Source organism: Gordonia sp. UBA7860 (assembly GCF_002500165.1).
Classification (GTDB): Bacteria; Actinomycetota; Actinomycetes; order Mycobacteriales; family Mycobacteriaceae; genus Gordonia; species Gordonia sputi.
Map to the genome: position 1 here is coordinate 1 of NZ_DLSO01000021.1, position 16912 is coordinate 16912.

The 16912-nt window shown below is 62.5% G+C and carries 18 protein-coding genes, 1 pseudogene and 1 other annotated feature; of the genes and pseudogenes, 7 read left to right on the forward strand and 12 right to left on the reverse strand.

Annotated features, from left to right (window positions below; genetic code table 11):
* Together B3T59_RS02795 and B3T59_RS02800 are read right to left on the reverse strand one after the other, a co-directional pair.
* Positions 1 to 764 (reverse strand): annotated as a pseudogene (locus tag B3T59_RS02795) (IS3 family transposase); the annotation flags it as partial.
* Positions 349 to 480, reverse strand: a sequence feature (AL1L pseudoknot). It overlaps the preceding pseudogene by 132 nt.
* Before the next feature lie 613 nt (positions 765 to 1377).
* On the reverse strand, positions 1378 to 2361 hold the full coding sequence (locus tag B3T59_RS02800; protein ID WP_251724040.1) for a zinc-dependent alcohol dehydrogenase family protein: 984 nt from the start codon (positions 2359 to 2361) through the stop codon (positions 1378 to 1380).
* A 90-nt stretch (positions 2362 to 2451) separates the two neighbouring features.
* On the opposite strand from B3T59_RS02800, the gene B3T59_RS02805 reads away from it, so the two are divergent.
* Positions 2452 to 2814 carry a winged helix-turn-helix transcriptional regulator gene (locus B3T59_RS02805; protein ID WP_251724039.1) on the forward strand — a complete coding sequence of 121 codons (363 nt, stop codon included), beginning with the start codon at positions 2452 to 2454 and terminating at the stop codon, positions 2812 to 2814.
* A 6-nt stretch (positions 2815 to 2820) separates the two neighbouring features.
* On the opposite strand, the gene B3T59_RS02810 is transcribed toward B3T59_RS02805, so the two are convergent.
* The 8 genes from B3T59_RS02810 to B3T59_RS02845 form a co-directional block, all read right to left on the reverse strand.
* Positions 2821 to 3360 (reverse strand): hypothetical protein, encoded by a 540-nt coding sequence (locus tag B3T59_RS02810; protein ID WP_251724037.1) that lies wholly within the window; start codon positions 3358 to 3360, stop codon positions 2821 to 2823.
* A complete protein-coding gene (locus B3T59_RS02815; protein ID WP_251724036.1) occupies positions 3272 to 3877 on the reverse strand; it encodes a hypothetical protein in 606 nt (201 codons plus the stop codon). Before B3T59_RS02815 ends, B3T59_RS02810 begins: the two co-directional genes overlap by 89 nt.
* 1 nt (position 3878) lies before the next feature.
* A complete protein-coding gene (locus tag B3T59_RS02820; protein WP_251724034.1) occupies positions 3879 to 4796 on the reverse strand; it encodes an ABC transporter substrate-binding protein in 918 nt (305 codons plus the stop codon).
* An 87-nt stretch (positions 4797 to 4883) separates the two neighbouring features.
* The gene (locus B3T59_RS02825; protein ID WP_372495590.1) at positions 4884 to 5462 is read right to left on the reverse strand and encodes an MFS transporter; all 579 of its coding nucleotides are present in this window, start codon (positions 5460 to 5462) and stop codon (positions 4884 to 4886) included.
* Positions 5348 to 6364: an MFS transporter gene (locus B3T59_RS24555; protein WP_414652065.1), complete on the reverse strand. Its 1017-nt coding sequence runs from the start codon at positions 6362 to 6364 to the stop codon at positions 5348 to 5350. Before B3T59_RS24555 ends, B3T59_RS02825 begins: the two co-directional genes overlap by 115 nt.
* Positions 6365 to 6530: 166 nt before the next feature.
* Positions 6531 to 7169 (reverse strand): GntR family transcriptional regulator, encoded by a 639-nt coding sequence (locus B3T59_RS02835; RefSeq protein WP_251724031.1) that lies wholly within the window; start codon positions 7167 to 7169, stop codon positions 6531 to 6533.
* 96 nt (positions 7170 to 7265) lie between these two features.
* Entirely contained in the window at positions 7266 to 8981 is a 1716-nt protein-coding gene (locus B3T59_RS02840; protein ID WP_287001449.1) for an acyl-CoA dehydrogenase family protein, read from the reverse strand.
* Positions 8982 to 9033: 52 nt separating this feature from the next.
* Positions 9034 to 9609, reverse strand: coding sequence for a TetR/AcrR family transcriptional regulator (locus B3T59_RS02845; protein ID WP_287001450.1), 576 nt, complete (start codon positions 9607 to 9609; stop codon positions 9034 to 9036).
* A gap of 116 nt (positions 9610 to 9725) precedes the next feature.
* On the opposite strand from B3T59_RS02845, the gene B3T59_RS02850 reads away from it, so the two are divergent.
* From B3T59_RS02850 to B3T59_RS02870, 5 genes are all read left to right on the forward strand, one after another.
* Positions 9726 to 10511 (forward strand): MBL fold metallo-hydrolase, encoded by a 786-nt coding sequence (locus tag B3T59_RS02850; protein WP_287001451.1) that lies wholly within the window; start codon positions 9726 to 9728, stop codon positions 10509 to 10511.
* Positions 10512 to 10632: 121 nt separating this feature from the next.
* Entirely contained in the window at positions 10633 to 11679 is a 1047-nt protein-coding gene (locus B3T59_RS02855) for a dipeptidase (RefSeq protein WP_287001452.1), read from the forward strand.
* A gap of 36 nt (positions 11680 to 11715) precedes the next feature.
* Positions 11716 to 12096: a RidA family protein gene (locus B3T59_RS02860; protein WP_287001453.1), complete on the forward strand. Its 381-nt coding sequence runs from the start codon at positions 11716 to 11718 to the stop codon at positions 12094 to 12096.
* Positions 12097 to 12154: 58 nt separating this feature from the next.
* On the forward strand, positions 12155 to 13564 hold the full coding sequence (locus B3T59_RS02865; RefSeq protein ID WP_287001454.1) for a lipase family protein: 1410 nt from the start codon (positions 12155 to 12157) through the stop codon (positions 13562 to 13564).
* Positions 13565 to 13756: 192 nt separating this feature from the next.
* Complete coding sequence (locus B3T59_RS02870; RefSeq protein ID WP_287001457.1) at positions 13757 to 14398, forward strand: polysaccharide deacetylase family protein; 642 nt, start codon at positions 13757 to 13759, stop codon at positions 14396 to 14398.
* 210 nt (positions 14399 to 14608) lie between these two features.
* Here the strand turns inward: B3T59_RS02870 and B3T59_RS02875 are convergent, their stop codons facing one another.
* Positions 14609 to 14887 (reverse strand): hypothetical protein, encoded by a 279-nt coding sequence (locus tag B3T59_RS02875; protein ID WP_251724023.1) that lies wholly within the window; start codon positions 14885 to 14887, stop codon positions 14609 to 14611.
* Positions 14888 to 15280: 393 nt separating this feature from the next.
* Between B3T59_RS02875 and B3T59_RS02880 the strand changes: the two genes are divergently transcribed.
* Entirely contained in the window at positions 15281 to 15826 is a 546-nt protein-coding gene (locus tag B3T59_RS02880; RefSeq protein WP_287001455.1) for an LppP/LprE family lipoprotein, read from the forward strand.
* A gap of 144 nt (positions 15827 to 15970) precedes the next feature.
* On the opposite strand, the gene B3T59_RS02885 is transcribed toward B3T59_RS02880, so the two are convergent.
* Positions 15971 to 16912, reverse strand: a 942-nt coding sequence (locus B3T59_RS02885; RefSeq protein ID WP_287001456.1) for an acyl-CoA dehydrogenase family protein, incomplete at its 5' end; no start/stop codon positions are given.

Sequence of the window (16912 nt, forward strand, 5' to 3'; positions counted from 1 at the left end):
TGTCCACACATACGTGAAGTCGGCCACCCACCACTGATCCGGATGTGTCGGTGTATCCCATTGTCGTTCAACATGATCAGGGAATCGTGGCGCTCTATCGTCTCGGTGGGTCGTGGTGGTGCGATGGCTGCCGCGTACAGCACCGGAGATGCCGCAGATCCCCATCAGCCGGCCGACCTGATCACGACCCATCACGTGACCGGCGCGCCACATCGTGTGATACATCTTGCGCACCCCGTACACACCGCGGTTCTTCTCGAACTGCTGGTAGACGGCATGAGCGGCGTAGGCCTCCTCGAGCATCGCTGCCGAGACCAGGCCACGCTGCTTGTGGGCATAGTAGGTGGATGGGGCAATCTGCATTCCGTACTCAGTGAGTACCCGGCAGATCGGATCGACCCCGAACCTGTCCCTGTGATCGTCGATGTACTCGACGATCAACGAAGTCGGCGGTCGATCTCCGCCGCGGCGAAAAACGCCGACGCCGTCTTCAAAATCTCATTGGCTCTGCGCAATTCGGAATTCTCACGACGCAGCTCACGCACCTGAGCATCCAACTCCCCACTGGTCGTACTCACCCCCGAGGAGACCACCGGCGTGTCCTTCTCGATCCAGTTACGCAGCGTCGCCTGATTGATATCGAGCATCTCGGCGACATGCCGGCGCGCCGCCGACTTCGACTCGCCCACCTCGCCGAGCCGATCCTGATACATCCGCACGGCACGCTCACGCGTCTCCTGGTCAAACTTCCGTGGTGCTCCCATAACAGCATTCTCCTGGTGAGATCACGGTCTCCACCAGACCCAGGACGGTTCACCGCTGCTCCCCCGGCGAGCACGTTGTGTTCGATGAACTGACTTCAAACGCTTGGGATCTTGCGCCATTTTCCGTGACGATTGTGCGCCGACGCTGCCGGTTGCTGTTGCCGATGCGTCTGACATCGTTTTGGCCGACGAGTGTCGCACGAGGCGACCGGACGCGTCTACGGGGACCTCGTGCTGAAGGGCCGACGATCGAGGGTTGCAAGACTAGAGGGGCTTCGAGGTGACGTGCTCCAATAATGGCGTACCAAGAGCGCGGCGGGATGCCCCACTCACACGCAAACGTCCGCGAGGTCGGCTAATTCGGTGGTGACATGTGCCGATACCGCTTCGTGTGCCGCGCGGTTGGCCGCGGTCAAGGTGCTGCGGGTGCCATGGCGACTTTCGGTGAGCTTGCCCAGGGCTGACATTCGTGACCACCGCAGGTGAGCTTCGGCTGCGATCAATATGTCACTGTGACGATTTTGCACGTCCGAGCATCGCACTGGCCCCTATGTTTGACAACGTCGTCGGTTCAGCGCAACCCAACATCGCCGTTGATAATCGTCCTGGGACGTCAGGTAGTGACGACGATCTTCTTGCCTCCGTGTTGGCCGGCGTCGAAGCGGCGGTGCGCCTCGACGATGTCGTCAAGACCGAACACGGTGTCGATGACAGGTCGGAAGCCGCCCTGCTGAACGCCTGCGTCGAGGAAAGCGGACATGCGTCCCGTCACCGCCGGATCGAGAAGGTAGTCGAAGCCGCGATAGTTGACGATGGTGACCGACACGTCATCTGGTTCGGGTGTCGGCCGCGGGTCGAGGAACCCGACAGCGATCAGGCGTCCTCCTGGACGCGTTGCTTTCAGGAGAGCCTGCTGGCCTGGCCCCCGAACCACGTCGAGGGTGATGTCTGCACCCGTGCCGTCGGTGAGACGCTGCACCGCGGCAGGCACGTTCTCGCGGTCAGTAGCGACCACAGCGGCTGCGCCCGCCTCAAGCAGATCGTCGGTTTTCGTCACATCCCGAGTGATGGCGATCGGTACTGCGCCTAGTCGAGACGCGACCTGAATTGCCGCTCGCCCAACGCTTCCCGACGCTCCGGCGATGAGCACGCGGTCATTCGGCTGCATGTTCGCTGCCTCGACGAGAGCTCCGTATGCGGTGGAGTAACCCACCCAGATCGCTGCGGCCTCGACGACGTCGAGTTCCGCCGGTCGGGCAACCACCCAACTCGCCGGAATAGTGGTGAAGTCGGCGTAGCTGCCGCGGACTATCGAGTCCGGGATCGCAGTGATGATGACCGGGTCGCCGACCCGAAACCCGGACACTTCCCGGCCGGTCGCGTCGATGACACCGGTGCCCTCGATGCCGAGGCGTGCGTGCGGGAGGGGAACAGGTGCTGGTGATGAACCCGACCGCATCATTGCGTCCAGCGGATTGATCGCGAACGCCTCGATCCGCACGCGAACCTCGTCGGCCGTGGGCTCGGGGACGGAGGTGTGTACGTGGTGCAGTACCTCCGGCCCACCGAATTGATCGAATTCGACTACTCGTGGCATGACTGACTCCTTGCGAATACCGGTTCTGTCTGTTGTGCATCCAGTCATCACGCTAGGAGTCGAACGGTTACCTGGAGGTACCTTGGATTCGTGCAGACCACGCCCGGCCACGCGTTCCTGTCTGATTGCCCCACCCGTCTGGCGATCGAGGTGATCTCCAGCAAGTGGGCTGTGCTCGTGCTGTTCGGACTCAGCAAAGAACCTCGACGGCACGGTGAACTTGTCGACCTCATCGGCGGTGTCTCACGCAAGGTGCTTACTCAAACTCTGCGTCGGCTCCAGGAGTTTGGTCTCGTCGAGCGAAGTGTCGACGGTGCACGGCAAGTGGAGTACAGCCTCACCGACCTGGGGAAGACCCTCATAGATCCCATCGAGGTACTCACCACCTGGGCGCGAGATCACGGCGAAGAAATCCTGGAGTTCCAAGCGGCTACTACGGATGACGGCCGTTAGACACGCTTAGTCGCCTGGCTCGGTCCGGACCGCCGCGAGAAGGCGCTCTATCATTGACGGTAACCAGCAATCGCGCCGAAGATAGCCACATTCCTCTGGCACCCGCCAGCCTGAAGCCGCGATTCCGTCCAGGATGGTGGCTACGGCCGCCAGGTCCTGCAGAGCGAGCCCAGTGGAATTGAACAGGGTGATGTCGGAATCGGTGCGTCGGCCTGCGACGGTTCCGCTCACGATATCGCCGAGTTCTGCGACGATATGGTCGCCGGTGATGGCGCCTTCTGCGAGCGGAATGCACACGTCGCCGGACTTGGAGACGGCGGTGTCGTAGCTGTCGACAATCAGCCGAGATCGTCGGATGGAGATGGTGTCGACTTCACGATGGTCGGCTCTGGGGGCAGCGCCGACCACGTTGAGATGTGTTCCGGGAGCTATCCAGTCGCCATTGACGATGGGATCTTCAGACGGGGTCAGTGTGCATATGATGTCGGCCTGCCTGATGGTGTCGCGTGGCGTGGCCGCTCGGGTGATTGGGTATTCCGAGCGCATCGGTACCTGTGCGAAATGCTTCGAAGGTCTCCGTTGACCGGGTCCATACGATGATGCCGCGGACTTCGGCCACTTCGGCGAGCGCGTACGCGTGCTCAATCGCCAGGTTTCCCGCTCCGACGAGCCCTAGAATCGACGGCCGCTGTCGGGCAAGGTATTTCGTGGCCACCGCGCTAGCAGCTGCGGTCCTGACGGCGGTGATGGCATGGCCGTCGAGCATCGCGATGCATTCTCCTGTACGCGCGGAGAAGGCGGTGATCGTTGATCGCTGCCGCGGCAGCGATCGTGCGGGATTGGCGGGCAGATCCGACAACATCTTGACCAGTGTGATACCTGGGCCGGCGTCGTACGCGATCATCGGCAATGCGACGCCGTCCTCGGGCAGGGTCAATGCGGGCGGCGCCGGACTATTCGCCGAGCCCGTCGAGAGTGCGGCATGCGCACGCTCGACGGCCTCGATGATCGACGACCGGTTGATGAATGGGCGGATGTCGGCGTCGGAGAGGACGAGAGGCATGTCACCGATGACTTTGGCTGAGTTCGAGGTGCGCGGTGATGCTCGGCGTCACGATCTGGTCGAATGTCGGTGCGGTGGACACCATGCGCTCAGCCGCGAGCACCTCCATCCACCGGCGAGTGCCCTCGGGATCGATTCGGACGCTGTCCCACGTCCCCGACTCTTGAATCGCAACGCACGCGGCGCTGAGGGTCGACGGGTCGGCGGTGGGCCAGTGCTGTGTCAGCAATGGTCGAAGACCGGCAACCGGTGTGGCGCAAACCTCCCGCATCGCGTAATCGAGCGCGGTGACGAAAGCGGTGAGCCTGTCGCGAAGCTCGTCTATACGCTCTCGATGGCAGTAGTAAACACTGTTCGGGCCGACTCCGACCGCGCTGGTGTAGTCGACGGCGATCACGCCGGTTCCCCGATCGACCATGGATTGAGCGGTGAGAGTGTCGAGAACTATCGCGTCTCCGAGTCCTGATTCGAACAATTCGACATACATCGGGGTCGAAAGATCCCGCAGAAAAGCGACGGATGAGGGATCAACCCCATGTTCGCGCAAGAGTCCTGCGGTCACTGCATACGGTGCACTCCCCCCAATACCCGGAGCGAGGATCGTGCCATCGACAAGGCTTGACCAGGTGAAAGTGGCAGCGTTGCCCCTGACGACCAGTGCCTTGGGGAAGCGGTCATTGACCTGCGCGAAAGCGACGAGATCTCGTTGTGAACCGGCGTACATTGCCGGGACCCACAGGCCGCCGAGCGCGACGTCGGCGACACCGCTGTCAAGATCGTCCAGGACCCCCGTCCAGGGGTCACATGCTCTCGAGATGACGGTGAGGTCGTGCGCAGCGAATAGCCCGACGTGGTCTGCGTGGTATTGAGGCAGGTAGTTGAGAGCGTGCGCGGTTGCCGAAATGGATAGTTGTTTCATGTGTTTTGAAGTCCTTTGTCGGTGAAATGTAGTCGGGATTCGAGAAGGCGTCCTGCGTCGTCGGCGTATTTTGTTGTTTCGTGTTCCCTACGCGGTGGCCGGCGCGGAAGGGCTATCGGCGACCTCCTCCAACGACTTACCGAACGTTTCCGGGCCGAAACGAGCGGCGATCACCAGCAACCCGTACATGACCGCGATCATGAAGAAGACTCCGGCTACGCCCGATTGGTTGAAGAAGAACAGTGCTGCAAACGGCATTACCGCTCCGGCGACATTGCCGATTCCGTTGACAACGGAGGCGCCCATGGCGCGGATTGAGGTCGGAAACAGCTCAGGCGACCAGACCGACAGCAGCGTGTTGAGCATCATGGTGAAGAACTGGAAGATAGCGCCGAGGATCAGAATCAACGCTGCGTTCTGCGCGAGCGTGGCGAAAGCGATTGCAGAGACACACCCCAACACTGCCGCGCTCATCACACTGATCCGCCTCGGAATACGCCCGGCGAGATACAGGGCTGCCAGCGCACCTGCGAGGCTTCCGATGTTCATGATCATCGTGAACAGCAACGACTCGCTGAGAGAGTAGCCGCGGGACTGCAGCAGGATGGGCATGAGGAACAACAGGGTGACCTGTGCGCCGAACGACATCCACGACGCTGTCCCCACTGCGGCGGTGCGGCGCAGGTTTCGTCCCCGGAACACCTCCGCGTACGACGTCCTGGTGGGATTGACCACGATATATCGGCGGTCGTGACGAACTCCAGGGTCGGGCCGGGATTGCGCAGCTTCGACACTCGACCGCATGCCAGTCGGGTCAGACTTCGGTTCGCGTCGTCTACGCGTCCCTTCGACAGATAGAAGCGAGGAGACTCGGGCAGATACCGCCGGAAGAACACGACGAGCACTGCTGGCATCGCCAGGATCACGTATGTCCAGCGCCACGACGACTCATCTCCCCCGAGCGCGTTTCCCAGGGGTCCAAGAACAAGGAGGAAGAAGCCGAAAGACAGGATGTTCCCCACTCCGCCCGAAGCGACGTTCAACGTCGCCAACAACCGACCACGGTGGCGTGTGGCAACGAGTTCGGAGAGTATCGCCAGCCCGACCGTGAACTCGCCACCGAGACCGATCCCGACAAGGAATCGGCTGGCCAGCAGAACCTCGTAGTTCGGCGCGATCGCACTGATCAAGCCGCCGAGTGTGTAGATGAGCAGGTTCAGGCTCAGCGCAGCGCGACGGCCCCACCGATCCGCGATGTATCCACCGATGAGACGCCCGACCAGGCCGCCGATGACCGTGGCGGTGTTGATGCACGTCAGCTCGGTGTTTCCGATGTGAAGGCTGTCCTTGATGAGACTGCCCATCGCGCCGGTCGAGTTCTGCTCGAGACTGTCGAAGAGTTGCCCCGCAAGCAACAGCGCGAGGACGGCTACCTGTACTCGGCCGAAACCGATGCGATTGAGGGCACCGGGTAAGCCAGACGAAATCGGTTGATCAGGCTCTGCGGCTGAATCGGCTGCAGGTGTTGGCGTGACTGCGGTCGGTGGTGAGCGTGGCTTTGTAGTCATGGTTGGGCTCCACGAGAGTGAGAAGACATCGATCTGGAGAGAACAAGCTCGGCGTTGAGTCCCTATAGTTGTATACAATTACTGTTGCAATCACGTATCGCCACGTAACGACAACGCAAAATGGCGCGCAATGGCCCACTAGTTGTATACAACTAAAACTGCATGTTCAGAGTTCTGATCGAAAACGCTCGACGAAGGTGTCCTCGTCGCGCCTTAGGTGCTCGTCCATCAGGTACCCGGCCTGTACCTCAGCGCCCGACAGGATCGCCCGGGCGACCGCCGCGTGATCGGCTCGCGACGTCTCCCAATCTGTACCCAGTCCCCACGCAACCCGCTGGTTGATCGCGGAGAGCATCTCGCGCAACTTTGCATTGCCCGAAGCGACCCCCACCAAATCATGAAAAGGTCGCGTACCGGCGGCATGCTCCGTCGTTTCGGGGTCTACGTCTCCAGCCGCCACCTTCCCGAGTTCCGCGGCAACGGGTTGACCTCGGTTGGCCGCGGCCAACTGCGCGGCCAGGACTTCCAGTGTCCGTCGAATCTGAAGATATTCGAGACTGTCTTGACGTAGCGACGGCGACACCGTCGCTCCGCGATGCCGCACGACGTTGATGAACCCCTCAGCAGCGAGCTGACCTAGGGCTTCGCGTACCGGGACTCGAGATACCTTGAACCGCTCGGCCAGTGAGTTTTCGACGAGTCGCTCACCGGGCTCAAGACGGCCCTCGAGGATGTCCGCACGAAGGTCCTGGGCTATGACCCGCGCGGGCGACACACCTTCAACAAACCCGTGTTCAGTCGACATCCACAGAATCGTACGTAGTCCTCGACCAGAGTGGACAGTCTCCTACCGTATGGTGCCGATCGTCCGGACGCGACGCCGGCCCGATCACAGCGTCGGTCAGCCGGGCATCTCGTACGCCCCGTCGCGCGACTTGACCTGCTGCCAGACCCTGTCGAAGGAGTCTGCATCGGCGACGGGTCGACGAACTGCGTCGAGCGCCCATGCCTGCTGTTCCGTTGTAGCCGTTGGCTTTCCATAGAGTGAGACGGCGTAGCCGGAGAAGTCGCGGATCTGGAAGTCGAAGATCCGGTTGAGTAGATCGTCGTCGAGCCCGGTGATCGCTGCCTGCTCCAAGATCAACTGCCCGTAGACGACGAGGGAGAACAGATGTCCGATGGTGAGGACGAAGTCGAGGTCCTTCTGCTGTTCTGCGCTCGGTGCGGCGGTCTGCAGCAACGCTTGTAAGGCCTGTGCCTGCTCGTAGAACACGGCGACGTTCGGTACGTCGGTGCGGGCGGCGTACGGCGTCGTCCAGTCGGCGAAGCGCACCTTGCCCGCTCCCCCGACGGGTCCCTGTGCGAAGAAGAACGTGTCGTCAGAGGCGTCGAGGCGTGTTCCGATCTCTGGATACTCGACCGGCCCGAAGAGGTAGTTGGGCATGAATTTCAAGATCTGGCCGACGTTGACGTGGACGGTGCCCTCGAGCCGCGGCAGCCAACCGATGAATCGGTTGGCCTGGTGAAAGTAGGTGTTCTTCTCGTAGCCCTTGGCAGCGACGGCGTCGAGCAGCAGCGTCATCACCGTTTCGCCCTCCGAGGTGACCTTCGATTTCGTCACCGGGTTGAACAGCAGATATCGCCGATCGTCGAGGCTGGCCGACCGGAAGTAGTCGACGGCGCGGTTGCTGAACAACTTCATCGCACTGAGCCGCGCGAACGCGTCGACGAAGTTGCCCTGCACGTGGGAGAAGTCGGTGACGCGGTTGCCGTAGAGAATTCGGTTGTTCGTGTGGGTGATCGCCTCGTACAGCGAGTGCGTACACATCCCGACCGAGCCGTGGCACAGGTTGAACTTGCCGACGTTGACCGTGTTCAACGCAGCGGCGAAGGCTTCGGGTCCCGTGTGCAGGATGTCATCGGGACCGACCGGGTAGTTGTCGAGCTCGAAGGTGGACACGAACATCTGTCCATGCACGACGTTGTCGATGAGGTGATAGTTCTCGTGTCGACTGTCGACGGCGAAAAACACGTAGCCGTCGGGCCCCTCGACGTCGGCGCGACGACCGAACACCGAGACCATCCCGGCCACGTTGCCATTACCGATGTAGTACTTGGTGCCCGATGCGGTGAAGCCGCCTGCGTCGTCACTCGTCAGCACCATGTCGGTGCTGTACACATCGGCGCCGTGGGCGCGTTCAGACAGGCCGAAGGCCATCACTTCGCCGTCGAGAAGCTGCTGCGCTGCTTTGGTTTTCGCAACCTCATTGTTCGACATCCAGATCGGGCCGAGTCCGAGGATGGTGACCTGTTCGGCATACCAATAGGCCAACCCGTAGAAGCCGAGGATCTCACTCAGCGCAGCGTTGCGGGCGGCGTCCCAGCGTCGATCCTCGTCGCCGTCGGCGTACGCGGCTGGTGTGAGGAACGTCGCGAACAGCTTCTCCTTCTTCTCGAACTCGAGGAAATCGGCGACCCATTCGGCGTTGAGGTCGGCCTGAAGCAGTCGCTGTTTGCCGTAGGACTCGAAGAAGTCGATCGTGGCGCGTAGCAATCGGCGCGTCTCGGCGTCGAACTCCGAGTAGTCGTTGGTCGCGGGATTCAGCAAAAGGCCCATGGGCCGAAGCCTAGCCAGTCAGGGGTTGCCAGGGAAACGTGACTTTGTCGCGTCACACCTCGCGCGCGTTCGCCGAGACGTTGGCCTCGACGAGCATGCGAAGTTGGTTGGCGACCTGGTCGAGTGGCGTCGTGCTCTGGGCTGCGCGACTGAGCAGAAGAGCACCCTCCATGCCGGACACGACGGTGGCAGCAAGGTCAGTCGCCGCAGACAGCTCGAGTCCCTCGACCCGGTAGAACCGTTCGGCGAGGATGTCGGTCCAAGACGTATAGATTTCGGCGGCTGCGTCAGCGGCATCGGGTGCGTCGCGGCGACCGAAAGCTGCTGCGGAAACGACACATCCCCCTTCGAAGTCCGATTCGCGTACAAGATCTTTCCAGATCTCGACGAAGGTGCCGAGCGGGTCGTCGGACTCCATCACCGCGCGCAGAACCTCGGTGGTCTCGTCTCCCGCATGCCGGGTTGCGGCGGTGACGAGTTCGGGTTTGCCGCCGGGAAAATTCCAGTACAGCGAACGACGGGCGACCTTGCTGTTTGCGACGATCTCAGTGACACCGACTCCTGCCACGCCGTGACGTCGGACCAACTCGATAGTGGCTTCGATCAGCCGTTCCCGCACACTTGCCACTGACTCGACCTTTCCCGGTCTCGATTCTCATCCGACAGTGACGATATCGCCAGGATGCGCGCACCGGCTCCCGGAACCATGGTCCGAGGTCCGACCCTTGCCCGCTTATACCGATCATGCTAATTTCACTGGTTATACCGATCGGTATAACCGCAACGGCGGGGGCTTCTCTTCGCGTGTGGGAAGGGCAGAGTGTGTCGATTCATCATCTGAACTGCGGAGAGTTGCACCCACCGTCGGCGTGGCTGGCCGAAGGCGTCGGAAGTCTATTTCGTCGAGGACACGCGGTGTGTCATTGCCTGCTCATCGAGAGCGACGACGGCGTGATCCTGGTGGACACAGGATTGTCTGAAGTCCAGACACGTTCTCCGAGAGTGACTTTGGGAGCGGACGTCGCGTTTCTGCTCCACCCGTCGACGTCGTCGGCGGTGACGGCCAAAGCGCAGGTGCAGCAGCACGGATTCGACGTAGGCGATGTCCGGCACATCTTCATGACGCACCTCGACGTCGACCACCGAGGAGGCCTCGCCGACTTCCCCAATGCGACAGTCCATGTCAGCCGGATGGAGCTGACGAGCGCAGAGGAACCGCGAACGCGGATGGACCGCCGGCGATACCAAGGGGCCTGGCGGGACTCGCTGAAGTGGGAGATTCACGACACCAGCACCGACCGTTGGCACGGGTTCCCAGTCCTGTTCGACGATGACACCTCGGCAGGCAGACTGGTCATGGTCGAGCTGCCGGGGCACTCCCCCGGTCACAGCGGGATCGCCATCGAGCACACGGGAGATGCGACTCACGCCCCGGGCACGCTGTTCCACGTCGGTGACGCCATTCAGCACCGGAACGAGTTGCGTCGTGATGCCGCTACTCCGTGGGGCATTCGTGGATTAACACGTTGATGCAGGTGAATCGCCGGGAACGTCTGCGTACGAGAAGTGCACTGCAGGAGCTCGCCACCGGCGACGTCGTCGTGATCTGTGCTCACGACGCGCACATGTTCGCCGATCATGCGGCGCCCTTGTGAAGCGTCCCGTGGTCCAGCTTCCCGCACAGGTGTGGCAGCGGGCCCGCTCCCTGGTGGAGACGAGCGCAGTTGCCGACGCACATGGGCATCCACAGGCAGTGGTGCCGCGACCGCTGAGGCGTCTCGCGGAGAAGGTCGCCCACGTCCCACATGATCCGCTGGAGACCCTTGTCACGGGCGGAATCAACCTGGCAGTGATCACGGCTGTCGGCGATGCGATGGCGACCGCGGGGAGGCCCCGGTCTGCGCTCGATACGGTCTACCGTCAGCTCGCCGCCACACGCCGCGAAGCGTTCACCGCCCGGCTGCCGATCACGACCACAGTGGCAGGGATCGGCGCAGACACCGGCACCCAGGTGCTTCTCGGGATCGAAGGCGGTGATGTCATCGGCGACGACCCAGAATGCCTTTCCCGGCTATACGACGTCGGTGTCCGACTGATCGGGCTGGTTCACTACGCCGACAACAACCTGGGAACGATCAGCACGTCGGTGACCGGACGCCGCGGAAGTGGTCGCGTGCGTTCCGGGACGAGGCCTGCAGGGCTCACCGGACTCGGCGTCGAGATCGTCGGTGAGATGAACAGTCTCGGCATCGCCATCGATCTTGCGCACGCTGACCGGGCCACGACTCTCGCGGTTTGCGAAACCACCACCAAGCCGCTGATCCCCTCTCACACAGGCGCCGCGTCGGTGCGGGACTTTCCGCGCTACATCGCCGACGTCGAGATCGAAGCCATCGCCGGAACCGGCGGCGTGATAGGGCTCTGGCCCGCGCGGATCGGGTCGATGGCGATGAGCGATCTCGATGACTTCGCTCAGCACGCCTACCATCTCGCCGAATGCGTTGGCATCGAACACATCTGCATCGGCACCGACAAGAACGACGTCACGGCGTACGCAGAGGGTTATCGAAACTCGGACGACTTCGTCAGTCTCGCTGCTGCACTCCTGCACGCCGGATTCGGCGAGTCCGATGTCGCCCAGATCCTTGGCGCGAACCTGCTGCGTGTGCTCACCGACATCCTGCAATCCCATCCGTGACCGAGGCGCCGCGTCCTCGGCTCAGAAAGGTTCACCATGATCGATCCCATCCAGAGTGCGTCGGCGCCGGCGCCGTTCGGCCCGTACTCCAGCGGTGTTCAGATAGCGAACGTTGTTCAGGTATCCGGGCAGGTCGGCCTCGACCCGCAGAAGGGTGGCCTCGCAGGCGACACCGCTTACGATCAGACCCGTCAGGCTCTTCGTAATGTGGCGGCGATTCTCGCCGAGCGGGGTCTCGATTACACCGACGTTCTGATGCTCCGGGTCTTCGCAGAGGCACCCGAAGTTTTCCCCGAGGTCAATCGGGCCTTCGAAGACGAACTCGCCCAACCATATCCGGCGCGAACAACGCTGTTCGCCGGACCGCCGCCAGGAATTCTCGTCGAGATCGACGCACTGGCGATCATCGCAAACTAGCCCCACCCCGCATATCCCTAACCGCAGCATCCGGACAACTCGACGAGGAGTCACCGTCATGCCTCACAATGGATTTCGATCTCTCACTGCAGCACCGACACTACTGATCGCGCTCGTGATCGCCGTGCTCCTCAGTGCGTTTCCCCTGACAACCCCCGTCGCCAACGCAGAGCCCGCGCCACCGCGAGATTCCTTCTATGACCGACCCGCGGGTCTCGCGGCAGCCAAGCCCGGGCAGATTCTCCGGACTCGCAAGGTGGAAATCAAAGCGCTGCAACTGGTTCCGGTCAATGTCGACGCGTGGCAGTTGCTCTACCGGACGACCGGTATGAACGGTCAGCCCGACGCCACTGTCACCACTGTGATGGTGCCCCGCGGGCAGAAGCCGCGGAAACTGTTGTCATACCAGGCTGCCACCGACTCGACGTTGCGTGTATGCAACCCCTCGCACTCTCTGACCCACGGTGCACCAATCGACTTCGGCAGTCCCGCAGGGCCGTTGACGCTCGCGCTGCCGGGACTCGAACTGCTCCTCGCAGCCGCAGGCGTCGAACAGGGCTGGGCGGCCGCGATTCCCGACCACGGAGGGCTCGACGCCCGCTTCCTGACACCCCGCCAACCCGGCTACGCGGTCCTCGACGGCGTCCGAGCCGTTCAGTCCTTCTCTCCTGCGGGTACTCGCCACGGAGACCCGGTCGGCATGTGGGGCTACTCAGGAGGCGCGATCGCCACGAGTTGGGCGGTGGAAGAACAACCGGCCTACGCCCCCGAAATCGCGATCTCGGGTGCCGCGATGGGTGCTCCCGAACGAGATCTCGAGGCATCACTGAAAGCGGTCAACGGCGCAGCTACGGCTGGATTGATTCCGATGGCACTTGCCGCGATCGGCAAAGATTCGCCCACATTCCAAGCCGCTCTGCGCCGCTATGTCACCCCGGGTGGCCGAGCAATCGTGGATGAAGCTCGTAATCACTGCGTCGGCCAGAATGGTGTTGCGAATCTGTGGTTCGACTACCGCGCAAACTTGAACAAGCCGGTCGATGTCGTCCTGAACGATCCGGTCATCCGACGCGAGATCCAGGCACGTGGCATCTCGACGCGACGGCCGATGGCGCCGGTCTACATCTACAACGGCGTGACCGACGAGGTGGCAGCGATCAAGGGCACCGACAAACTGGCCCGCGCATATTGCAGCGGAAGTACCGACGTCACCTACCGGCGAGAGCAACTGCCGCCCAACCCGCTCCCCCAGGTCACCTCGACCCACGGCACGATCGCCGTCACCGGCGCATCGGGAGCATTCGCATGGTTGAAGACACGCCTTTCAGGCGCCGCCGCGCACGCCGACCGATGTGATTGGCGCACCGTACCCAACACCCTGTTCGAGCAGGAATCGCTGAACACCTTCGGCCCGTACATCGCGACAGCTCTGCGGACGGTACTCAATCAACCTCTCGGGGTCCGATGACGATCGCAGGGGTTGACGACGGACCAACGCCGGTCGGTCGACGCGGCTGCTAGCGTCGAACGGATACAGGCCGGGATGTACTCCCCGAACGGAGCATCTGTTCGGGGAGTACATCCCGATCCGCGACGCGACAACGATACGGAGGTCGACCGCGTGCTTACGTGCGATGCATCGAGCGACCCGACCGAGGGAGTGCGGCGCACCGTCACCCTGAGTTTCGACAACGGGCCTACCGAGACCACCTCCTACGTACTCGACGTGCTGCGGGACAACGCTGTTGATGCCACCTTCTTCGTGGTGGGCAGCAAGCTTCAGGCTGCCGGGCGCGAGGTGCTCGAGCGCGCCCGCGCCGAAGGACATTGGATCGGCAATCACACCATGACGCACTCCGTACAACTCGGCGCGTCAGACGACCCGCACGTGGTGGACACTGAAATCGGTCAGGCACAGGAGTTGCTGGGCGATCTGACCCACCCCGACAAACTGTTTCGTCCCTATGGCCGGGGCGGCGTGCTCGATGGCCGCCTGTTCAGCCCTCGATCAGTGCGGTACCTCGAACAGCGCGAGTACACCGTGGTCCTGTGGAACTGCATCAGCCACGACTGGAGCCAGCCCGATCACTGGGTTGATCGATGCCTGGAAACCGTTGAATCCCAGTCATGGTCGTTGGCCGTCCTGCACGACATCCCCAGCGGGGCGATGACTCGTCTGCCCGAGTTCTTCGACAGGGCCCGCCAGCGGGGCATCGTGTTCACTCAGCAGTTCCCGCCGTCGTGCGTGCCGCTTGTGCGTGGAACTCAGCGAGGATTCCTGGACGGACTGAAGTCGGGCTGAGCCCTTCAAGGCGGTCCGGCCGTTTCGAGCTCATCATCGACACGATTCGACGTGGTCGGTATCGACGTGCTGTGCGCACTGGCGCGGCGCTTGAGTAGAGCAGCCGTACAGAACCCCGAAAAGGTCTGCACCGCAGTCACATAGATGATGACGGAGTAGATCGATCCGATCCCAGCTGTCACTCGTTGAGTGTCCCTGTTCAGGTGACAGTCACTCAGTGCCGGGCCCGAAGAAGGTACCTGTCATGGTCCGTTCGAGAGTGCCGACGGCCGAGTCCATACTCGCGTGTCCGAGGCCGAAGCTGAGTAGTCCGATTCCCATCGCCGCACCGCTGAATGCGATCATGAGATCCAAATCTTCTGCATCGCTAGGTATCTCGCCGCTGCGGCGCGCTGCGTCGAACATCTCGTGAAGTGTGATCACCAGCGGCGTGCCCACGTCCTCGAGGACCGCAAGCAGGTCTGGATGCCTCCGCAATTCCAATGACATGGAGGCCAGGAACGGCGTGATGGCCGGGCGTCGTCGATGGATGGATGCCGACGCTCGCAACAGCGCGCCGATCTGCCCGCAGAGTGTTGTCTCGCCCGCGATTGCCGCCAGATACTCAGGAAGTAGTTCAGCCTGGGCACTCGCTAAGCCCTATGCCTGGTATGACGGTCGCGAACAGACGCGAGTGATCGTCCGAATCGAGCCGGAGCGGATTTCGAGCGTTCCGTGAGTGAGCGCACGGTCTGTGTGACCCGACACAGTCAACCCGCCCACCCCGGGTCACGATTACGTGACTGCCGTGTATCGATGACGCTCCACGTATAACGTCTGCGGCCGCAGTGGCGATCTGTCACACAAGGCTGGGAACGTTGAACCGAATCAAGTGGAGGCGCCATGTCTCGTCGTATAACAAGCATGCTGAGCGCGCTGGCAGCGTCGGCAATCCTGGCAACGGCAGCCGCGGCACCGGCTGTAGCGGCGCCGGCTGTAGCGGCGCCGGCAGGTGCACACCAGGCAGGCACATCTGGCGGTGGAGCGTGTCTTTCTGCTGCGTCGTCAGAGGTTCAGCGTGGACTTCGTCAGATCGGCCCGCCCCTCGGGCGCAAAGATCTGCACTGGGTTCTGAGTTCGAAGTCGAGTGCCCGCACCCCCTGGTGTCCGCTCCTCATGTGGGCGCAATTCGAGACCTCGGGGGGCACGGGGTCCTCGCCGGTTGCGGTCTTGCTGTTTCGTCCTGGGAAGTACCTCGGCTCCGCATGGAAACCCACGGGATTCGTATCGGTCACGGGTTCGACGCCGATCAGCGTGACCGTCACCTATCGCTGGACAAATCCCGGCGACGCCAACGCGTTCCCGACCGGTGGTCCTGTCTCGTCAACCTATGTGGGACTGTGGGATTCGTTCTTCCGATTCGGTGAGCTGCCCCCCGCCAACGCGTGAGTTCGGCACCGACCTCGTGCTGCGTCGAATCGGCGTTTCCAGCCGCCGGGGCGCGAGGAATTCCTCGTCGTCGGGCTCGGCCGGTATGCGCGGCGGCCGCGCCAGCGTTATCGGCCTCGGTAGTCGGAGCATGTGTTCTCGGTCTCACTGCCCTGTTGGTGCAGCGCTGTTGCGTACGCCAGCGCTCCACGCGTATGGGAGGTCGGTGCCGTTGAGCAGATGATCGCCGATTGCGCGCAGTTTCTGATTGATCGGATTGTGCACGGCGAGTACACGAGCGTTGCGCCAATGCCTGTCCAGCGCAGTCTCTTCGGCGACGATCGATGCCCCGCCGACCTCGAAGAGCTCATTCGTCGCTGCCAGCACCTGCGCAGCGACAGAGGCTTGCGCCCGGCCCGCGGCGAGCTCGACGCGGGTGATCGCCTCGGCGTTCTCGGGGTCGGTGGCGAGGAGATCATCAAGCAGGTCGGCTACCGCCAAGACACTTGATCGAGCGGAAAACGCTGTGGCAGAAAGGTGTCCGACGATCTCCTGGACCAAGGGGTCGTCGCGCTGGCGGTCGGCAACCGAATGAGTGAACGTTCGCTCCCGCGCCGACACCCACTGAACGAGGTCGTCGGTGGCGCGTTGCGCGATGCCCGCCAGACCTGCTAGCTGGAACAGTTGCAGGTAAGCCGTCGCATAGGTGGGTCCTGCAGTTCCGTAACCAGGACCCAGTATCTCGTCGTCGTGGACGACGACGTCGGTGAACAGCGTTGTCCCGCTCGCGGTGAGACGCTGGCCGAAGCCGCGCCAGTCGTCGATCCGCTCGACACCCTCGCGTGTGGAGGGGACGAGAACGCTGACCCGTTCACCGTCGCGATCGGCGGCGACCAGAATGTGATCGGCGTACAACGATCCCGTGCTGTAGAACTTCTCCCCGTTCAGACGCCATTCGTCAGCTGACCGCGTTAGCCGGGTGTGGTAGCCGCCGATGGCACCGGATCCAGGTTCAGTGATCGCATTCCCGACAAGGATGCCGTCCGCGATCGCGGCAATGCGTCTGTCGTCGCCTGCGATCAGCTGATCCTCGACGAAGGCGAAGTG

Bases quoted from the DNA above. Each gene is read 5' to 3' on its own strand.
- B3T59_RS02875 (WP_251724023.1), bottom strand. From the start codon at position 14,887: ATGTCATTGGAATTGCGGAGGCATCCAGACCTGCTTGCGGTCCTCGAG.
- B3T59_RS24555 (WP_414652065.1), bottom strand. From the start codon at position 6,364: ATGACTACAAAGCCACGCTCACCACCGACCGCAGTCACGCCAACACCT.
- B3T59_RS02835 (WP_251724031.1), bottom strand. From the start codon at position 7,169: ATGTCGACTGAACACGGGTTTGTTGAAGGTGTGTCGCCCGCGCGGGTC.
- B3T59_RS02860 (WP_287001453.1), top strand. From the start codon at position 11,716: ATGATCGATCCCATCCAGAGTGCGTCGGCGCCGGCGCCGTTCGGCCCG.
- B3T59_RS02865 (WP_287001454.1), top strand. From the start codon at position 12,155: ATGCCTCACAATGGATTTCGATCTCTCACTGCAGCACCGACACTACTG.
- B3T59_RS02800 (WP_251724040.1), bottom strand. From the start codon at position 2,361: ATGCCACGAGTAGTCGAATTCGATCAATTCGGTGGGCCGGAGGTACTG.
- B3T59_RS02820 (WP_251724034.1), bottom strand. From the start codon at position 4,796: ATGAAACAACTATCCATTTCGGCAACCGCGCACGCTCTCAACTACCTG.
- B3T59_RS02810 (WP_251724037.1), bottom strand. From the start codon at position 3,360: ATGCGCTCGGAATACCCAATCACCCGAGCGGCCACGCCACGCGACACC.
- B3T59_RS02840 (WP_287001449.1), bottom strand. From the start codon at position 8,981: ATGGGCCTTTTGCTGAATCCCGCGACCAACGACTACTCGGAGTTCGAC.
- B3T59_RS02880 (WP_287001455.1), top strand. From the start codon at position 15,281: ATGTCTCGTCGTATAACAAGCATGCTGAGCGCGCTGGCAGCGTCGGCA.
- B3T59_RS02815 (WP_251724036.1), bottom strand. From the start codon at position 3,877: ATGCCTCTCGTCCTCTCCGACGCCGACATCCGCCCATTCATCAACCGG.
- B3T59_RS02850 (WP_287001451.1), top strand. From the start codon at position 9,726: ATGCTAATTTCACTGGTTATACCGATCGGTATAACCGCAACGGCGGGG.